This window comes from Streptomyces sp. NPDC059866, from assembly GCF_042731325.1.
Taxonomy (GTDB): domain Bacteria; phylum Actinomycetota; class Actinomycetes; order Streptomycetales; family Streptomycetaceae; genus Streptomyces; species Streptomyces flavusporus.
The window spans coordinates 407,629-425,587 of record NZ_JBHWJT010000003.1; the positions used below are offsets into that span (position 1 = coordinate 407,629).

Genomic DNA, 17,959 nt, shown 5'->3' on the forward strand with positions numbered 1-17,959 from the left:
CGCCCACCGGTGTGACCTTCACCGCTCGACCCGGCAGGACTGTGCAGCTACGTTACTCATTAGTAGCATGGTCATAAGCGCGCGCTCAGCGCCCCCGCACCTCTGGAGGAGAGCCATCGTGCCTCGTACCGTCAGGGACGTCGTCTTCGTCGACGGCGTCCGCACCCCGTTCGGCAAGGCGGGCCCGAAGGGCATCTACCACGAGACCCGCGCCGACGACCTCGTCGTGAAGGCGATCCGGGAGCTGCTGCGCCGCAACCCCGGTCTCGACCCGAAGAAGATCGACGAGGTCGCCATCGCTGCGACCACCCAGATCGGCGACCAGGGCCTGACCCTCGGCCGCACCGCCGGCATCCTCGCGGGCCTCCCGCAGTCCGTCCCCGGCTACTCCATCGACCGCATGTGCGCCGGCGCCCTGACCGCGGTGACGACCACCGCCGGTTCCATCGCCTTCGGCGCCTACGACGCCGTCATCGCCGGTGGTGTCGAGCACATGGGCCGCCACCCCATGGGCGAGGGCGTGGACCCGAACCCGCGGTTCGTCAGCGAGAAGCTGGTCGACGAGTCGGCCCTGTTCATGGGCATGACCGCGGAGAACCTGCACGACCGCTACCCGCACATCACCAAGCAGCGCGCCGACGAGTACGCGGTGCGCTCGCAGGAGAAGGCCGCCAAGGCGTACGCCAACGGCAAGATCCAGCAGGACCTGGTGCCGATCTCGGTGCGCCGCACCAACGCCGAGGCCGGCGAGACGGGCTGGGGCCTGGTCACCGCCGACGAGCCGATGCGCCCGGGCACCACCCTGGAGAACCTGGCGGGCCTCAAGACCCCGTTCCGCGTCCACGGCCGGGTCACCGCCGGTAACGCGGCCGGTCTGAACGACGGCGCCACCGCGTCGATCATCGCGAGCGAGGACTTCGCCCGCGAGAACAACCTGCCGGTCAAGATGCGCCTGGTCTCCTACGCCTTCGCGGGCGTCGAGCCGGAGGTCATGGGCTACGGCCCGATCCCGGCCACGGAGAAGGCCCTCGCCAAGGCCGGTCTGTCGATCGAGGACATCAACCTCTTCGAGATCAACGAGGCCTTCGCCGTCCAGGTCCTGGCCTTCCTGGACCACTACGGCATCGCCGACGACGACGAGCGCGTCAACCAGTACGGCGGCGCCATCGCCTTCGGCCACCCGCTGGCCTCCTCCGGCGTCCGTCTGATGACGCAGCTGGCCCGCCAGTTCGAGGAGCAGCCGCACGTCCGCTACGGCCTGACCACCATGTGCGTCGGCTTCGGCATGGGCGCGACGGTCATCTGGGAGAACCCGCACTTCGAGGGGGACAAGTGAGCACCACCGCTGAGCTGTTGAAGGGTGCGGCCGAGCTGTTCCCGGACGAGGTCGTCACGAGCGCGCACGTACGCCACTTCGATCTGCCGTTCCAGGCCGGGCGGTTCGCCCTGATCACCCTGGACAACGGGCACGACCACACCAAGCCGACCACCTTCGGCCCGGCCTCGCTGGCGAACCTCAACACCGCCATCGACCAGGTCGAGAAGGAGGCCGCGGACGGCGACATCGTCGGCGTCGGCATCACCGGCAAGCCGTTCATCTTCGCGGTCGGCGCCGACCTCAAGGGCGTCGAACTGCTGAAGGAGTACGACCACGCGCTCGCCATCGGCAAGGGCGGCCACGAGGTCTTCAAGCGCCTCGCCGGCCTCGCCGTGCCGACCTTCGCGTACTACAACGGCGCGGCCATGGGCGGCGGCGTCGAGGTCGGTCTGCACTGCACGTACCGGACCGTCTCGAAGGCCGTCCCGGCGTTCTCGCTCCCCGAGGTGTTCCTGGGCCTGGTCCCGGGCTGGGGCGGTTGCACGCTGCTGCCGAACCTGATCGGCGCGGACCGCGCGGTCAGCGTCATCATCGAGAACTCGCTCAACCAGAACAAGCAGCTCAAGGGCCAGCAGGTCTTCGACCTCGGGATCGCCGACGCGATCTTCGAGGGCGCCGACTTCCTGGAGCAGTCGCTGCTGTGGACGGCCTCCGTCCTCAAGGGCGACATCGAGGTCGAGCGCCCGGTCATCGACCGCACCGAGGCCTGGGACCAGGCCGTCGCCAAGGGCCGTTTCATCGCCGACGGCAAGGTGCACGGGGCCGCCCCGGCCGCCTACCGCGCACTCGACATCATCGCCGCCGCCAAGAACGGCGACCTCCAGCAGGGCTACGACGCCGAGGACAAGGCCCTCGCCGACCTGATCATGGGCGGTGAACTGCGCGCCGGTATCTACGCGTTCAACCTGGTGCAGAAGCGCGGCAAGCGTCCGGCGGGTGCTCCGGACAAGTCGCTGGCCCGTCCGGTCACCAAGGTCGGCGTCGTGGGCGCGGGCCTCATGGCCTCGCAGCTCGCCCTGCTCTTCCTGCGCCGCCTCGAGGTGCCCGTCGTCCTGACGGACATCGACCAGGAGCGCGTCGACAAGGGTGTGGGTTACGTCCACGCCGAGATCGACAAGCTGCTCGGCAAGGGCCGGATCAACCAGGACAAGGCCAACCGCCTCAAGGCGCTGGTCTCCGGTGTCCTGGACAAGGCCGAGGGCTTCGCGGACGCGGACTTCGTCATCGAGGCCGTGTTCGAGGAGATGGGCGTCAAGCAGCAGGTGTTCGCGGAGGTCGAGGCGGTCGCCCCGGCGCACGCGATCCTTGCCACCAACACCTCCTCCCTGTCGGTGTCGGAGATGGCGTCGAAGCTGAAGCACCCCGAGCGGGTCGTCGGCTTCCACTTCTTCAACCCGGTCGCGGTCCTGCCGCTGCTCGAGATCGTCCGCGGCGAGCAGACCGACGACGCCTCGCTGGCCACCGCCTTCGGCGTCGCCAAGAAGCTGAAGAAGACGGCGGTTCTGGTGAAGGACGCCCCGGCGTTCGTCGTGAACCGCATCCTCACCCGCTTCATGGGCGAGATCCAGAACGTCATCGACGAGGGCACGCCGGTCGAGGTCGCCGAGAAGGCGGTCGAGCCGCTGGGCCTGCCGATGTCGCCGCTGGTCCTGCTCGAGCTGGTCGGTCCGGCGATCGGCCTGCACGTCTCCGAGACGCTCAACAAGGCGTTCCCGGACCGCTTCACGGTCTCCCCGAACCTCAAGGCGGTCGTCGAGGCGGGCAAGCGCGGCTTCTACGTCTACGACAGCGGCAAGCCCGAGCTGGACCCGGAGGTCGCCGCGCTGCTGAAGCAGGGCGACACCGTCCTCACCGAGGAGCAGGTGCGGGCCCGGGTGCTGGACGCGGTGGCGCAGGAGATCGGGCTCATGCTCGACGAGGGCGTCGTCGCCGAGGCCCAGGACATCGACCTCTGCCTGATCACGGGCGCCGGCTGGCCCTTCCACCTGGGCGGCATCACGCCGTACCTGGACCGTGAGGGTGTCTCCGAGCGGGTGAACGGGAAGCGGTTCCTGGCTCCGGGCGTGGCATCGGTTCCGGTGTAAGCGCTTCGCTGTGTACGCCGGTGCCCTGCATGCCGACTGGTGTGCAGGGCACCGGCGTTCCGGTCGCCCCAGCGGGGGGACCGGAACGACTGGCTAGAGGTTCTCCCGCCAAGCCGCCAGTGCAAGCCCCGGCTCGTCCTTCTGGCGGGCAAGGCGCAGGACACCGTCCGGTGTCGTCGTCGCGGCCACCACGCCCCCCTCGGTGTCCTCCGCCAGCGCGACCCGCGCGCCCGCCGGCAGCTGGGGTCCGGACTCGGTCCACCACAGGCCCGCCGCCTCCTGCTCGGTGGGATACGCCGCGAAGGCCACCCTCCCGGAGGACGAACGCTGGGCCAGCAGGGTGCAGTCATGGCCCTCGAGGACGCAGCGCAGGACCGCCACGGGCCCCGGCCCCGCGGCGGCGACCAGCGCGATCGGCTCACCGCCGGGACGCCAGGCGTACACCATGCCCTCGGGGTCCGTGTAGAACAGCGTCGTGTACTCCTTCGAGGTGGGCAGCGCGCTCAGCGTGCCCGGCTCGATCCGTACGGGCAGCGGGTCGGCCGCGACCGGACGGGCGCCCGGCTCCTGCTGCAACCAGCGCAGGACGCCCGCGGGGCTGGTGGCGTACACCTCGACCCGTCCCGACTCCCCTGTGACGGCGACGAGTTCCTCGTCCACCTTGGAGCCCTTGAGGTCGTGCCAGCCGTTCCAGCCGCCGCGCTCCTTCTGGTTGATGGTGTGGACGCCCCTGCCGCGGTTGCGGACGAAGACGTAGGCGCGTCCTTCGGCGTCGACGGCCACGGCGGGCATCCCCGTCCGCTGGCCCTTCTTGTTGGGGTGACCGATCGGTATCCAGTCGAGGGCGGCGAGGTGGGGGCGGAAGTGTGTGGAGTGGACGAGCCCCGCCTCGCCGCCCGCGGTGGGCCGCCAGGCCACGAGGTGCGCGTATCCGTCGGCGCCCTGGCCGACGGCGAGCCCGGGGTGCAGACGCTGGTCTCCGCCCACCTTGCGGGAGGGCAGCCAGGCGCCGCCCGGATGGCGCTCGGCCCAGCACCACACGGCCTCGTCACTCGGGGCGTAGGCGCTGAGCCGCCCGTCACGGCCGCGTATGAGCCAGTCGCCGTTCACTGCACGGACCATTGACACGCCCCTACTTTAATCGGGTCTGCCGGGTTCCCTCTCGGCGGCTCGTGCGACCCTGGGGGGCATGAGTGCGCCACTCCTGGTCATCGTCGACGCCGCCAACGTGGTCGGTTCGGTGCCTGATGGCTGGTGGCGGGACCGGCACGGGGCGGCGGAGCGGTTGCGGGATCGGCTGGCGGCGGACGGGGTGCCGGGGCGGGCGGAGCCTGTGGACATCGTCCTTGTGGTGGAGGGCGCGGCGCGTGATGTGGAGTCGGTGCCCGGGGTACGGGTGGAGGCGGCGCCCGGCAGTGGGGACGACCGTATTGTCGAACTTGTTGCCGAGGTCGGCGAGCGGCGCTGTCTGGTTGTCACGGCTGATCGGGAACTGCGGGGGCGGGTGGGGGAATTGGGAGCGGATGTCGTGGGGCCGCGGGCTGTGAGGTGAGCGGGGTTGGTGCGGGCGCAAGGGTCGCGCTGCCCGACGGTGCGGGGTGCCTCCCCCAGAGGGGGGACCCCCAGCGCCCACCCGTGCCGCCCCAGCGGCACGACTGCCCGCAGCTAGGACGGCTGCCCGCAGCTACGTGCGGCGCGATTGCCCGCAGCTAATCCACTCGGGCGTACAGCACCGCCCCGTCCACCTCCCCCACCTCCTCATATCCCGCCGACAGCAAGCGTCGTAGGCTCGGCAGGCGTTCCGGTGCGTACGACTTTCCTCGGGAGTCGTCGATGATCAGGGCGGGGGGATGTGCCGCCAGCTCGGCGCGGAAGACCGGCCAGGCTCCCGCTACGGCGTGTTTCTCGCCGACCTGGGGGCCGTTGCGGCCGCCGCTGTAGTTGGTGAGCAGGCCGGCGGTGAGGTAGCGGCTGGCGGGGGCGCGGTCGGCGAGCCAGTACGTCTCCGGGTGCATGCCCCAGATCAGGACGCGGTCGCCGGGGTCGGTGCGGCGTGCGGTGGCGTCTGCGAGGCGCTGGGCGTGGGCGAGTTCGGTGCGGGGGGCCAGCAGGCCCCAGGCCAGGAAGAGGGTGCAGCAGCAGGCCGAGGTGAGGACGGCGGCGATCAGACGCTCGGGGGGCAGGATGTGCAGCGCGGCCGTCGCCAACAGGACCAGCGGCGGCAGGAGTTGCAGGTAGTAGTGGCCGAAGAAATGGAAGCCGGCCAGCACCGCCCCGGCCGATGCGGCGTACCACAGCCACAGGTCGGCAGCGCCGGTGCGGGCGATGCGCAGCACCCGCACGACCGGCGGGATCAGGCCCGCGCACCCCACGGCCAGGATCGCGGTGTTGGCCAGGGCCCGGCCCAGTACGTGGAGTTCGGAGCCCGTGAAGGAGGCGTACGCCCCCGATCCGGTGACCGTCCAGAAGAGGAAGCCGGCCGGGTCGGTGACCAGGGCCGCGCCCAGTACCGGCAGCACGGCCCCCGCACCCAGCCGCAACAGCCCTCCCCGCGAGCCCCCGCCCGCCCGGATGCACAGCCACATCACCGGCAGCAGTACGGCCGCCCCGGTCTGCTTGGTGAGGAAGGCACAGGCGACGGCCACCCCCGCGGCTCCCCAGTGGCGGCGGTCCGCGCACCACATCGCGGCGGCCGTGCAGGGCAGTATGAACACCTCGAAGCCGGCGGCCTGCGCGTCCTCGGGGTTGAGCCCCACGGAGGCCGGCAGGTACAGCAAGCCGGCGGTGCGGCCGGCGCGGTCGCCCCAGCGGCGCCGGGCGTGCGAGGCGAGCAGGACGGCAGTGAGCAGGTGGGCCAGCACCGCCAGCACTCTGACCGGTGCGAGCGACTCGGATCCGGCGACCGCGAACATCCCCTCGTACAGCCACGGCACGAGCGGCGGCTTGCGGTCCACGACCGTCTCGTACAGCTCTCCCCCGTGCGCCAGCATCCGCGCCTGTACGGCGAGATAGCCCTCGTCGGGATTCCACAGCGGCCGGACGAAGGAGGGGGCCCGGGTGAGACAGGCCAGCCCGGCCAGCAGAGGCAGCAGCCGGGGCCAGTAGCCGCGCTTCTCCCCCGGTGCGGACACGGAGCGTGTCGGGGCGAGGGACTCGGCGCGCATACGCCGTACGCTATCCGGCTCCGTATGCCCCACTGAAACAGGACATACGGTGACGGGGACTCAAACTGCGACGGTCACTCCTCGTCGCCGCGGGCCGGTTTCATCACCTCGGCGAGGGTGGTCTCCTCATGGCGTCCGAGACGGCTGTGGGAGCGGCCGTAGAGGAAGTAGACGACGAAGCCGATCGCCATCCAGATGGCGAACCGCACCCAGGTCTCGGCGGACAGGTTCAGCATCAGCCACAGGGAGGCCAGCACGGACACGATCGGGAGCACGGGCACCCAGGGGGTGCGGAAGGCGCGGTGCAGGTCGGGGCGGGTCCTGCGGAGGATGATCACGCCCAGCGCGACGACCACGAAGGCGAACAGGGTGCCGATGTTCACCAGCGCGGCGAGTTCCTGCAGGGGCGTGAATCCGGCGAGGATCGCGATGAGGACGCCGAGCAGGATCGTCGGCCGGTGCGGGGTCCTGAACCGCGGGTGGACGCGGGAGAAGAAGCGGGGCAGCAGACCGTCGCGGCTCATCGCGAAGAACACCCGGGTCTGGCCGAGCAGCAGGATCATGCAGACGGTGGTCAGGCCGACGGCGGCGCCGAAGCTGATGAAGCCCGCGTACCAGGGGTGCCCGGTGGCCTTGAACGCGTCGGCGAGCGGGGCGTCCACCGACAGCCGGCTGTAGTGCTGCATACCGGTGACGACGATCGACACCAGGACGTAGAGCGCGGTGCAGATGAACAGCGAGCCGAGGATGCCGCGGGGCATGTCGCGCTGCGGGTTCCTGGTCTCCTCGGCGGCGGTGGCCACGACGTCGAAGCCGATGAACGCGAAGAAGACGACCGAGGCGGCGGTGAAGATGCCCATCACGCCGAAGTCGGACGGCGCCCAGCCGAACATCAGCTGGATGAGCGGCGACTCCAGGCTCCTCCCCGCCTCCTGGGGCTGCGCCTCGGGAATGAACGGTTTGTAGTTGTCGGCCGTGATGAAGAAGGCACCCGCGATGATCACGACCAGGACGACGGTCACCTTGATGGCGACGACGAGCGAGGTGACGCGCGCGGACAGCTTCATGCCGAGCACCAGGATCACGGTGAGGACGAGCACCAGAGCGGCGGCGAGGATGTCGAAGCCGAAGCCCTCGGCGCCCTCCCGGGTCCCGAGCGCCTCGGGCATGTGCCAGCCCACGTTGTCCATCAGCGAGGCGATGTAGCCGGACCAGCCGACGGCCACCACCGCCGTGCCCAGCGCGAACTCCAGGACGAGGTCCCAGCCGATGATCCAGGCGGGCAGTTCGCCCAGGGAGGCGTACGAGAAGGTGTACGCGGAGCCGGCCACCGGGACGGTGGAGGCGAACTCCGCGTAGCACAGCGCGGCCAGGGCGCAGACGACGCCGGCCACCACGAAGGACAGCGCCACGGCCGGTCCGGCGTGGTTCTTCGCGGCCGCGCCGGTGAGGACGAAGATGCCGGTGCCGATGATGACGCCGACGCCGAAGACCGTCAGGTCCAGGGCGGACAGGGATTTCTTGAGCGCGTGCTCGGGTTCCTCGGTATCGAGGATCGACTGCTCGACCTTCTTCGTCCGGAAAAGGGTGCTGCTCACGGCGCACCTCCCACGCTTGGCGTCCTCGACATGATCGAGAGGGGGCGTAGTGCGTATGCCCCGGCATGGTCGGTTTCACGCTGATAGGCCGGTTTCACCACTCTTCACCGTGGTGAAACCGACCCGTTCAGGGGTTGTGAACCGGACGTGAGTAGTTGAGGTACAGGAAATCCCGGTGAGATTGATCTTGCTGGGGTTCACCTACCTCGCGGGCGCTTCGAGCTGGCGGGGAGGGTGCCCGCGCGCAGTTCGCGCAGGTCGGGGATGTGGTTGTAGAGGGTTCTCGGGGAGACGCCAAGGAGCGCGGCGATCGAGGTGATGGAGCGGCCGGGGTCGGGCAGGAGGTCGCGTGCGGCGCGGATGACTTCCTCGGTGGCGACGGTGGGGCGGCCGCCGACGCGGGCGGCAGCCAGGCCCTCGTTGGTGCCGATGACGATGAGTTCGCGGATGAACTCCACGAGGGCGGCAAAGACGTGGAAGACGAGCCGGCCACCGGGGGTGGTGTCCAGGTTCTCGTGCAGCGAGGTGAAGCCGATGCCGCGCTCGCGCAGTTCGGCCACCATGTTGATGAGGTTCTGGAGGCTGCGGCCGTAGCGGTCAAGCGAGGGAACCACGAGGGTGTCGCCGGGGTCGAGGAAGGTGTGGCACGCCTTCAGCTCGGCGCGGAGGGCGTTCTTGCCGGACTTCTTGTCCGCGAAGAGCTTCCGGCACCCGGCGGCGGCGAGGGCGTCGATCTGCCGTTCGAGCTTCTGCCCGTCAGTGGAGACCCGGGCGTATCCGATCTTGATTTCGGTGCGGACGAGAGGGGGTCCAGCACTGGCGACCTCGCGTATTCGGCTGTCGCGTATTCCTCTGCGCGTGAGGTTCCGTGGCGACCGTCTGTGGTCGTGCCGACAAACAGGCGGACAGAGGGAAAGGCTGTCACCGCGGCTGTCCAGGCCCCGGGCAGGCATTGGGCAAGGCCCCATTTCCCAGTCCGAGTCCGGGATGCCGCGGCTATACGCTCCAGTTACTTGACGCCGATGTCATGCAGCAGGCGGAGGCGCGACAACTGGTGGGTTGAGGCGGGCGAAGCCTTCCTGGCGCTGGTAAGGGAAGTACGGGTAGGGCGCTGTCCTGCCGCTCGCCGCATCGAGTTTCGCCATCTGGTTGGGCGTGAGCGTCCAGCCGACGGCACCGAGGTTCTGGCGAAGCTGGTCCTCGTCGCGGGCGCCGATGATGACGGAGGAGACGGTCGGTCGCTGCAGCAGCCAGTTGATGGCGATCTGCGGAATGCTTTTGCCGGTCTCCTGCGCGATCTCATCGAGGGCGTCGACCACGCGGTAGAGGTGTTCGTCCTCGACCGGCGGGCCGTAGTCCGCGGTGTGGTGCAGTCGGCTGTTGGCCGGTAGCGGCTGGCCGCGGCGGACTTTGCCGGTGAGCCGTCCCCAGCCGAGCGGGCTCCAGACGAGGGCTCCGAGGCCCTGATCGAGCCCGAGGGGCATCAGCTCCCATTCGTAGTCGCGGCCGATGAGGGAGTAGTAGACCTGATGCGCGACATAGCGCGGGTGACCGTATCTCTCCGCGATCGAGAGGGACTTCATCGCCTGCCAGCCGGAGAAGTTGGAGATGCCGAGGTAGCGGACCTTCCCTGCTCGTACGAGATCGTCGAGTGTGGACAGGACTTCCTCGATCGGCGTGCCGGCGTCAAAGGCGTGCAGCTGGAACAGATCGATGTAGTCGGTGCCGAGCCGGCGCAGGGCGTCCTCACATGCGGTGATCAGGCGCGAACGGGAGGAGCCCGCATCGCCTGGGCCGTCGCCCATCGGTAGGCTGGTCTTGGTGGACACGATCACCTGATCCCTGCGACCTTTGATCGCTTCGCCCAGCACCTCCTCGGAGGCCCCGCTGGAATAGACGTCGGCGGTGTCGAACATCGTGATCCCGGCGTCGAGGCAGATGTCCACGAGACGGCGTGCTTCTTGTGCGTCGGTGTTGCCCCAGGCGCCGAACAGCGGTCCTTGGCCGCCGAAGGTGCCGGCGCCGAAGCTCAGTGTGGGGACCTTGAGGCCGGATGTGCCCAGCCGCCTGTATTCCATGGCTGTTCCTCTCTCGTCGCCCGACCTGACTAATGGGCTTGGAGTTCCGTTAGTGTGGGCCTCAACGTAGCAGGTGCGAGTGATTAACGAAACTGGAGTCCCGTTATGGGGTTTGAGGGTGCGGATCCGGGGACCGTCCGTCCTGGAGGGCGCACGGCGCGGGTGCGGGCGTCGGTGCTGCGAGCGGCTGGGGACGCCTTGGCGGAGCATGGCTTTGCCCACCTGGACCTCGCTGACATCGCGCGCCGTGCCGAGGTGGGCAAGACCACCGTCTACCGCCGCTGGGGAACGGTGACCAGCTTGGTGGCCGATTTGCTGCTGGACATGGCCGAGCAGTCACTGCCGCGTACCGAGACCGGCTCGCTGCTCGGTGACCTCAAGGCCAACGCCCGGCTCGTGCAGCGCACCTTGGCCGACCCCCGGCAAGGAGCGCTGTTCAAGGCAGTGATCGCCGCCGCCACCTGCGAGGCGAAGACAGCCGAGGCCCTGCACCGCTTCTACGACATCCGCGTCAAGGAGTGGGCACCCTGCGTCCAGCAAGCCATCGACCGGGGCGAGGTGCCCGAGGGCACCGATGTCCACGAGGTCATCCGTGCTGTCTCCGCCCCCCTCTATTACCGCCTGCTGACCAGCAGCGACCGCCTCGACGAAGCCGCCGCAGACCAGGCCGCCGAGGCCGCCGCGGCTGCAGCGCGCGCGGGAGCGTACCTGCGGGGCGACGAAGGTCGTGCGTGACCGGCTTCCCGCATCCGTCGCTGAGCGCGGGTCACCGTGAGTGGTCACCTGGGGCATAGTGACGCCAGGTTCCTCCGGCCTCTTCGGCGAGCCGGGTGGTGTGGTCGTCGTTGTAGCCGAGCATCCGGGCGATCACCGGGGCAGGGGCCTGGAGGACGAGCTGGCGGATCGCCGCTGCGCGTCCTGGCCGGGTAGGGAAGCCCAGGTGGCGGAGCCGGGGTGCCAGAGCCTCCGGAGTCATGGGCTGTCCGGCCCGGCGGCCGGGGAAGAGCCATCGGGCATCGGGGTTGGTCGCGGTCATAGTGTTCGGCCGCTGCCCCAGGTAGTCCAGCAGCATTCCGTCGAACGGCGCCGGAACGGGCGACGGTGGGTCACCGAGCCGGACGAGGACTTCGCCGTCCTTGTACTGAACGTCGTCCGTGCCGAGCCTGGTAATCCGTGTAAGCGGCTGGGCGTAGAGAAGGACAAGCGCGGCGGCCACGCGGTCCTGGAGCGGGACGTCATCGCGGTTCACGAGCTGCCGCAGCGGCGCGAGCCGCTGGTGCTGAGTGATCGGCGCCGGATTGCTTGTCGAGCGGTGCGGGACGGTGACGGCGGGCATGTGCTTGGACCGCATGGCCCAGCGGAGGAAGGCGTGAGTGCGGTGCCGGGCGGTGTAGCCGCCTGCGTACCAGGCGTCGATATCGACCTGGGTGCAGTCGGCGAGAGCACGTCCATGCTGGGCGAGGTGGTCGAGGAAGGCGATCGCAAGGCAGAGCTCGTTCCGGGCCTTCTGGGTCTGGCTGCCGGTGAGCGGGCCACGGCTGGCCAGTGCGCGGAGACGGCGTTGGATGTGCCAGGCGGCGAAGAGCTCCAGGAGCTTGCGGTGCTCGGGGGCGCTGACGGTCGGCAGTTTCTCGGCGAGCCACCGCTGAAACAGCAGCAAGTGCCGGTCGGCTGGCGGCAGGACGCCGCACTGCATGAGCAGGTCGCGCAGGTAGGCGACCGCCCGCCAGGGCGTGAGCTGGCTCAGTCCCTCGTGGGTGAGCGGGACTTGGTCGCGGGCCAGGGCTTGCAGGTTCCGCTGGACGTGGGGCTGGTTGCTCCAGGTCAGCCCGCCCCAGGGGCGTTTCATCTGTCGGAGGGTGTCGAACAGTGGGAGGAGTTCGCGCCTGATGCTGCCGGTGCCGTCGTCGAGGAGTTCGTGGAGGCGCTCGGCCAGGACGCATCGGCCGCAGACTCCGCGGCAGTAGCGTCGTGCTTCCTGGTCGCACTGTTCGCAGGTGAAGTCGCCGAGGCCGCCGGCGCAGTCGGTGCAGAGCTTGCCGCCGTCCGGTGCCAGGCCCGGGGTGAGCCGTTCGACGCCGCAGCCAGTGCAGGTTCCGTAGGTCTCCAGGGCCCGGGCGTAGCAACCCGCGCAGAGGTAGCCCTCGGGCCAGTGGGCTGCCCCGAGTCGGACGGCCCGGCGGCATCGCGCGCAGAACAGGTCTTCGGCGCGGACGCGGGTGCGGCTCATCATTCGGGCCGGATGCGGGCGCGTTTGGGCCGGACGGCTGACAGGTCGACGACCGCGTCGCCGGTGGCGACCTTGCGGACGGCGGTGTTCTCGGCCTTGGTGGCGATCAGATCGGCCGGAGTGCAGTCGAAGATGTCGCAGAGCGCGGCCAGCACCGGCAGAGACAGCCGCTCGGGAGTGCCGGTGACCAGGCGGTGGACCTGCGAGAGGGAGAGATTGATACCGCGTTCGGCGAGCGGCGGGGCGAGCTCGCTGGTGGTGAACATCCCGGCGGCGGCCATCCGCTCGCGCAGTCGCCACTGATAGCTGACCTGGCGTTTCATCAGGCCCTCCTCGCGAGCTTGAGCGCGGCCTCGACCGTGGCGTCCAGGGCGCGACGCAGGGTGCGGGTGCGGAAGTCGGAAGACACGCAGGTATAGATGGAGGTGGTGGACGCATGATCGTGGCCGGCCTGCTGCTGCACGAACAGCGAATCCCAGCCGTCCTCGATCAGATGGGTGACGTAGGACCTTCGCAGTGAGTGGAAATCCAGGACCGGGTCCAGGCCGAGGTCGTCGCGGTAGGCGGCGAAGCGGGAGTCCAGCCGTTGCAGGCCGACCCGCCGGCCGCGTTCGGACGGCCATAGGGCGGGCCCGTCCGCGTGCCGCATCGCGGGCCTCACCTCGCTGACCCACTGGTCGAGGATCTCGGCCGACCACTCCCACACGGTCAGCACGCTGCGGCGCTTCGGGGGCGATCCCTTCTTCGCCTTGCCGTGGCGGACGTAGCAGACGCCGTACTCGCCGAACTCCGCCCCTTCGGGGTTGCGGCCGAAGTCGGCCGTGTCCAGCATCCGCGTCTCGTTGCGCCGCAGCCCGTAGGCGTACGCAGTCTTGAAGAGCATCGCGTCGCGGAAAGCAGGCAGCCAGCCCTTGCGGCCGCGTCCGCGAACCCGGCTCACCTCGTCGTCGGCGTGGTCGAAGAACGCCTGTAACTCGTCCCGGGTGAAGGCCCGTTTCGGGGCCTCGGCCTCGCACTCCTGCATGTGCACGGCGGTGTTCCACTCGTGACACACCTGGATCGGATGGGTGCCGAAGCGGCGCTCGCACTCGGCCGCCCAGCCGTAGGCCGGGTCGGTGGCGTAATCGCAGAACAGCCGCACTGCTCCCTGGTAGCCGCGCAGCGTCGAGCGGACACAGCCGCCGACCGCCCGCAGGTCGCTGAACCATTCGTCCGCCAGCATCGAGGACCAGCTCCACGGAAAGGCATCCGCGTGCGTGGCGAAAGCCCGCACCTTCCGCTCCCGGCCGTTGATGGTCGACAGCGCGAGGTTCCGCGCCAGCTGCTGGTTCCGCCAGCCATCGAGCATCGCCTCGAAGACCTGCTCCTCCGGCCGCAGCAGCGGAACCCCGTCGGCAAGGTGCAGCCGCGCGGCCCCCGGTAATCCCCCATCCTTGCCCGCCAATTCATCACGCTCCGTAGGTCGCATCGAGCGCGAGAATCTCGCATCAGATGCGAAGCCCGGAGGGGAACGGCAGGCCAGCCATCCGATCGAGTGGAGCAGAACGACACGACCCGGCTCTTCGGCTACCGTCTCAGCAGGTATGCGACGGAGTCTCTATCCGCTGATCAGCGGCTTCTCCGCGCCCGCCCGGCCAACGCGGCGCCATGTGCGTCCAGTTCGCATCGGATGCGATTCGCGTCGGTCCCAAGGTGAGCCCAAAAGAGGCAGTGAGATGATCTTGGTGAATCAGCAGTGCGGTTCGGCAAGGACGTCCTCGGCCGTGTCGTGGTCGTCCTCGTGGCCGTCCTGATCGATCCAGACGCCGAAGGGGCCGGGCAGGCCGTGCTCGTCGGCGCCGAGCTGGAGGGCACCGCCCTTGAGACGGCGCGGGCCGGGGATCACCGGGCGCCGCCCTCGATCTGGGCCGGGACGCGGCCGGCCCGCAGCTCCTGCAGATCGGGGATGTGGTTGTAGAGGGTGCCGGGGCTGACCCCGAGCAGCTTGGCGATCGAGGTGATCGAGTGCTCGGGGTTGGGGAGCATGTCGCGGGCGGCACGGATGATGTCCGCGTTGACCACGGTGGGCCGGCCGCCGACCCTGCCACGGGCGCGGGCGGAGGCCAGGCCCTCGCGGGTGCCGGAGACGATCAGCTCGCGGATGAACTCGGCGAGCGCGGCGAAGACGTGGAAGATCAGGCGCCCACCGGCGGTGGTGGTGTCCAGGCGCTCCTGCAGCGAGGTGAAGCCGATCTCCCGGCTCCGCAGCTCGCCGACCATGGTCACCAGGTCCTTGAGCGAGCGGCCGTAGCAGTCGAGCGCGGGGACCACCAGGGTGTCGCCGGGCTGGAGGAAGGCGTGGCACGCCTTCAGCTCGGGCCCCAGGTCGTCCTTGCCGGACCTCTTGTCCGCGAAGATCCGGCGGCAGCCGGCCACGGTGAGGGCGTCGATCTGGTGGTCGAGCTTCTGTCCGCCGGTGGACACCCGGGCGTAGCCGATACGAATCTCGGTCCGGACGGCGGGCTCAGCGACCAGGAGGTCGAACGCGGCGGGTTCAAGTGGCGTGGCCACGCCCGAAACCCTGTCAGAAAACGGTGATCCGAGGTTGTTGAACCACGGGGGTTTTGAAGGAGTTTTTGAAGGATCTGAGGGCCGTCCGGCTGCCTGCCCGGCGGTCTTCAACAAACGAGGCTTTTGAAGGTCAGTAGCTCTGCGAGCAAGTAATCGGTTGTCTGTAAGCGATGGTTGTGACTCCATTGGTGGCCATGGCTACCCAGGTGCGCCCGCCACGGCGAGATGAGATGTACGCGTACTACCGGGCCTTGCCCTATACGAGCGGGTTGCCGCAGTGGGAGCCGGCTGATGCCGCATGGCATGGTGGTCCGGAGCCGTGGCCTCCACAGCGCACTCCGGCGACCGCCGAACAGCTTGAGGAGTGGGCAGAAGCTGACGCCGAGGACGGATCTTTCCATCCGATTGCGACGTTCACCGACGGCGCGTGCGTCGGCGCATCGGCCACCATCTCCTTCGACGTGACGGTACCCGGCGGGAGCACGGTCAAGATGGCCGGCGTCACTGCCACCGGGGTTATCGCTACACACCGCCGCCGCGGTTACCTGCGGCGGATGATGCAGGCCATGTTCGATGCGGCTTTGGACCGGGGTGAGCCGTTGGCAATGCTCAGTGCGAGCGAGGGCGGCATCTACGGCCGATTCGGGTTTTCGCCAGCAACCTATCGCGCGCGGTGGGAGCTGGACCGTCACGAAGCCGCCCTCCTTCCGGCAGCGCCCGATCCGGGTTCGCTGGAGCTGGTCGACGCCGCGCAGGCGAAGCAGTTCTGGCCTGTGGTGCACGCGGAGGTGCGTGTAAACCGTGTCGGTGAGCTCACCCCCTTGCCCGGACGCTGGGATGGATTGTCCGACAGCGCAGACGGCACGAATGGACCGCTGCGATATCTCGTCCACCGTGACCAGCATGGCGATGTGGACGGCGTTGCCAACTTTCGGTTGCCGTGGTCCTCGACAGTCGCGAACGCGGGAACGCTCGTCGTCGAGGCGTTGGAGGCGACAAACCCGGTGGCCTATCGCGCCCTGTGGAGCCTGCTGGTCGACTTCGATCTCACCAGGACCATCGTGGCGCCAGGTCGTCCGCGCGACGAACCACTGCGGTGGATGCTCGCGAACCCACGGGCGATGCGCATCACCCGTCAGTCGGACAACCTGTGGGCGCGCCTTCTCAACGTTCCCCTCGCCCTGACACAGCGTTCGTACGACACGGCCGGCGAGTTGACGTTCACCATCGATGACGACCGAATGTGCTCGGCAAACAACCGGACATGGCTCCTCCGTGCGTGTGGTGCCTCGGTGACATGCGTTGCCACTGACCGGGAAGCGGACCTGACCATCACAGTGCCGGCGCTTAGTTCGCTCTACTTCGGGGGCATGTCGGCACATGACCTGGCGTATGCGGGCCACGTCACTCCGCACTCCGACGGCGTGATCGGGCAGCTGGCCCGGATGCTCCGCATCGACACCGAACCGCACAACTCCTTCGGCTTCTAGGGGCATCACTCGAACCCGGCCACTCGCAGCGCGGTCAGTCCTCGTTCTCGCCGTCCTCAGAGGCGTCCGGGTCCCGGAAGGGGCGCAGGCCCTGGTCGGGGCCGCTGGCCTTGATGTTGAACAGGTAGCGGCCCAGGAAGTTGATGTGCCGGTCCTTGAGCGGGGGGAGCCGGGCCACGTCCTCGTCGTTGATGTTGTGGCCCTCGGCGCGGAGCTGGGCAACGGCGGCGTCCAGGTAGCGGGTGTTCCACAGGACGACGGCGTTGAGGACCAGGCCGAGGGCGGCGAGCTGGTCCTCCTGGCCCTCGCGGTACGCCTGGCGGATCTGGCCCCGGCCGCCGTGGCAGGTCGCGCGGGCCAGGCGGTGGCGGGACTCCTGCACAGTGAGCTGCCGGTTCATCAAGCGGCGGTAGGTGTCGTCGACCGGGTCGACCAGGGCGAGCAGGTGCATGGTCTTATCGATCCGCCTGTACTCGGCGAACGCCGCGCCGAGCGGAGTGGGGTGCCCTCGCGGCCGAACATCCGCAGCAGGTCGTAGGCCCGGACCTGGTTCGTGATGAGCGACCCTGCGACGCGGAGCATGTCCGGCCAGTGCGTGGCGATCTGCTTGAGGTTCGCCTTGTTACAGGCCACGGCCTCCAGCGGCCCGTACCCGGCAGCCGGTCCCTCCCCTTCGGGCAGGTCGGCCCGCCAGAACCGCTGGTCGGCCAGGTCTCGGAAGCGCGGGGCGAAGCGGAAGCCGAGCATCTTGTACAGGCCGAACGGCCATGTCGGAGTACGAGGCGTTGTCGGTCGCCACCATCTCCGGCTTCACCCCACCGTCGAGGTTCAGCAGGGTGTCCAACGTGTAGAGGCTGTCGCGTCGGGTGCCGCGCACAACCATCGCGCCGATCCCCGCGACCTGGTCGTTAACCGCATTCAGCCAGGTCAGCGACTCCGGCTCACCCACCGCGCCGAGCTTGTCCACCGACAGGCGGGCCCAGCCGCCGCCCTCGGGGACGACGATCTCCACCTTCGCGTCGTCGCCGGCCTCCTCCAGCCGGTCGGCCATCTGCCGCCACGCCGCGTCCTGCCCGCGCGTGAGCTGGGCCAAGTGCTCGCCCGCGTCCTCGGTCAGGGACAAACCCGCCAGGACGTCCGCGCGCATCGCCTCCCACCGCGGCCCGTCCAACAGCCGGGCGCGCGGGTCGGCCCACCGGTTGGACGGGGAGGCGAACACGTCGCGCCGGTTCAGGCCGCGATGCAGCTGCTCCAGCACGCCCACCACGTACGCGTCGCGGTCGACCGCGCCCTGCGGCAGCTTGGTGTTGGAGAACACCGCGCGCTTCCACATCGCGGGCACCAGCTCGGCGTCGACCTCGCGGGGCAGCAGAGGCCGGTCCTTGAC

General features: G+C 69.4%; 15 protein-coding genes and 1 pseudogene. 5 read left to right on the forward strand and 11 right to left on the reverse strand.

Annotation, left to right across the window (positions count from 1 at the left end; all coding sequences use genetic code 11):
* Window positions 1-118: 118 nt before the first annotated feature.
* Entirely contained in the window at window positions 119-1,336 is a 1,218-nt protein-coding gene (locus ACFV7R_RS06250; RefSeq protein ID WP_129802090.1) for an acetyl-CoA C-acyltransferase, read from the forward strand.
* On the forward strand, window positions 1,333-3,462 hold the full coding sequence (locus tag ACFV7R_RS06255; RefSeq protein WP_385260472.1) for a 3-hydroxyacyl-CoA dehydrogenase NAD-binding domain-containing protein: 2,130 nt from the start codon (window positions 1,333-1,335) through the stop codon (window positions 3,460-3,462). The genes ACFV7R_RS06250 and ACFV7R_RS06255 overlap by 4 nt, the downstream gene beginning before the upstream one ends.
* A gap of 93 nt (window positions 3,463-3,555) precedes the next feature.
* Here ACFV7R_RS06255 and ACFV7R_RS06260 read toward each other — a convergent pair whose 3' ends face one another.
* Entirely contained in the window at window positions 3,556-4,584 is a 1,029-nt protein-coding gene (locus tag ACFV7R_RS06260; RefSeq protein WP_385260475.1) for a hypothetical protein, read from the reverse strand.
* Between the two features lie 67 nt (window positions 4,585-4,651).
* Here ACFV7R_RS06260 and ACFV7R_RS06265 point away from each other — a divergent pair, with 67 nt between their 5' ends.
* Window positions 4,652-5,014 carry an NTP pyrophosphohydrolase gene (locus ACFV7R_RS06265; protein WP_385260477.1) on the forward strand — a complete coding sequence of 121 codons (363 nt, stop codon included), beginning with the start codon at window positions 4,652-4,654 and terminating at the stop codon, window positions 5,012-5,014.
* Between the two features lie 157 nt (window positions 5,015-5,171).
* Here the strand turns inward: ACFV7R_RS06265 and ACFV7R_RS06270 are convergent, their stop codons facing one another.
* From ACFV7R_RS06270 to ACFV7R_RS06285, 4 genes are all read right to left on the reverse strand, one after another.
* Entirely contained in the window at window positions 5,172-6,626 is a 1,455-nt protein-coding gene (locus ACFV7R_RS06270) for an ArnT family glycosyltransferase (RefSeq protein ID WP_385260479.1), read from the reverse strand.
* A 74-nt stretch (window positions 6,627-6,700) separates the two neighbouring features.
* The gene (locus tag ACFV7R_RS06275; RefSeq protein ID WP_385260482.1) at window positions 6,701-8,224 is read right to left on the reverse strand and encodes an amino acid permease; all 1,524 of its coding nucleotides are present in this window, start codon (window positions 8,222-8,224) and stop codon (window positions 6,701-6,703) included.
* 197 nt (window positions 8,225-8,421) lie between these two features.
* Complete coding sequence (locus ACFV7R_RS06280) at window positions 8,422-9,177, reverse strand: recombinase family protein (protein WP_385260484.1); 756 nt, start codon at window positions 9,175-9,177, stop codon at window positions 8,422-8,424.
* 72 nt (window positions 9,178-9,249) lie between these two features.
* Window positions 9,250-10,302 carry an aldo/keto reductase gene (locus tag ACFV7R_RS06285; protein ID WP_385260486.1) on the reverse strand — a complete coding sequence of 351 codons (1,053 nt, stop codon included), beginning with the start codon at window positions 10,300-10,302 and terminating at the stop codon, window positions 9,250-9,252.
* 105 nt (window positions 10,303-10,407) lie between these two features.
* On the opposite strand from ACFV7R_RS06285, the gene ACFV7R_RS06290 reads away from it, so the two are divergent.
* Window positions 10,408-11,037 (forward strand): TetR/AcrR family transcriptional regulator, encoded by a 630-nt coding sequence (locus ACFV7R_RS06290; RefSeq protein ID WP_385260489.1) that lies wholly within the window; start codon window positions 10,408-10,410, stop codon window positions 11,035-11,037.
* A 31-nt stretch (window positions 11,038-11,068) separates the two neighbouring features.
* On the opposite strand, the gene ACFV7R_RS06295 is transcribed toward ACFV7R_RS06290, so the two are convergent.
* The 5 genes from ACFV7R_RS06295 to ACFV7R_RS06315 all read right to left on the reverse strand — a co-directional run bounded on the left by ACFV7R_RS06295 (window position 11,069) and on the right by ACFV7R_RS06315 (window position 15,082).
* Window positions 11,069-12,535 (reverse strand): hypothetical protein, encoded by a 1,467-nt coding sequence (locus ACFV7R_RS06295; RefSeq protein ID WP_385260491.1) that lies wholly within the window; start codon window positions 12,533-12,535, stop codon window positions 11,069-11,071.
* Window positions 12,532-12,855 carry a helix-turn-helix domain-containing protein gene (locus tag ACFV7R_RS06300; RefSeq protein WP_385260494.1) on the reverse strand — a complete coding sequence of 108 codons (324 nt, stop codon included), beginning with the start codon at window positions 12,853-12,855 and terminating at the stop codon, window positions 12,532-12,534. The genes ACFV7R_RS06295 and ACFV7R_RS06300 overlap by 4 nt, the downstream gene beginning before the upstream one ends.
* Window positions 12,855-13,976, reverse strand: a complete 1,122-nt coding sequence (locus ACFV7R_RS06305) for a tyrosine-type recombinase/integrase (RefSeq protein WP_385260495.1) — start codon at window positions 13,974-13,976, stop codon at window positions 12,855-12,857. The genes ACFV7R_RS06300 and ACFV7R_RS06305 overlap by 1 nt, the downstream gene beginning before the upstream one ends.
* 285 nt (window positions 13,977-14,261) lie before the next feature.
* Window positions 14,262-14,417 (reverse strand): hypothetical protein, encoded by a 156-nt coding sequence (locus ACFV7R_RS06310; RefSeq protein ID WP_385260497.1) that lies wholly within the window; start codon window positions 14,415-14,417, stop codon window positions 14,262-14,264.
* Window positions 14,414-15,082, reverse strand: coding sequence for a recombinase family protein (locus tag ACFV7R_RS06315; RefSeq protein ID WP_385260499.1), 669 nt, complete (start codon window positions 15,080-15,082; stop codon window positions 14,414-14,416). Before ACFV7R_RS06315 ends, ACFV7R_RS06310 begins: the two co-directional genes overlap by 4 nt.
* 194 nt (window positions 15,083-15,276) lie before the next feature.
* Here ACFV7R_RS06315 and ACFV7R_RS06320 point away from each other — a divergent pair, with 194 nt between their 5' ends.
* Window positions 15,277-16,572 (forward strand): GNAT family N-acetyltransferase, encoded by a 1,296-nt coding sequence (locus tag ACFV7R_RS06320; protein WP_385260501.1) that lies wholly within the window; start codon window positions 15,277-15,279, stop codon window positions 16,570-16,572.
* Window positions 16,573-16,606: 34 nt separating this feature from the next.
* Here ACFV7R_RS06320 and ACFV7R_RS06325 read toward each other — a convergent pair.
* Window positions 16,607-17,950: pseudogene (locus ACFV7R_RS06325) on the reverse strand (Tn3 family transposase); the annotation flags it as partial.
* Window positions 17,951-17,959: the final 9 nt, after the last annotated feature.

Bases quoted from the DNA above. Each gene is read 5' to 3' on its own strand.
- ACFV7R_RS06270 (WP_385260479.1), bottom strand. From the start codon at position 6,626: ATGCGCGCCGAGTCCCTCGCCCCGACACGCTCCGTGTCCGCACCGGGG.
- ACFV7R_RS06260 (WP_385260475.1), bottom strand. From the start codon at position 4,584: ATGGTCCGTGCAGTGAACGGCGACTGGCTCATACGCGGCCGTGACGGG.
- ACFV7R_RS06295 (WP_385260491.1), bottom strand. From the start codon at position 12,535: ATGATGAGCCGCACCCGCGTCCGCGCCGAAGACCTGTTCTGCGCGCGA.
- ACFV7R_RS06320 (WP_385260501.1), top strand. From the start codon at position 15,277: ATGGCTACCCAGGTGCGCCCGCCACGGCGAGATGAGATGTACGCGTAC.
- ACFV7R_RS06285 (WP_385260486.1), bottom strand. From the start codon at position 10,302: ATGGAATACAGGCGGCTGGGCACATCCGGCCTCAAGGTCCCCACACTG.
- ACFV7R_RS06265 (WP_385260477.1), top strand. From the start codon at position 4,652: ATGAGTGCGCCACTCCTGGTCATCGTCGACGCCGCCAACGTGGTCGGT.
- ACFV7R_RS06290 (WP_385260489.1), top strand. From the start codon at position 10,408: ATGGGGTTTGAGGGTGCGGATCCGGGGACCGTCCGTCCTGGAGGGCGC.
- ACFV7R_RS06300 (WP_385260494.1), bottom strand. From the start codon at position 12,855: ATGAAACGCCAGGTCAGCTATCAGTGGCGACTGCGCGAGCGGATGGCC.
- ACFV7R_RS06280 (WP_385260484.1), bottom strand. From the start codon at position 9,177: ATGCCTGCCCGGGGCCTGGACAGCCGCGGTGACAGCCTTTCCCTCTGT.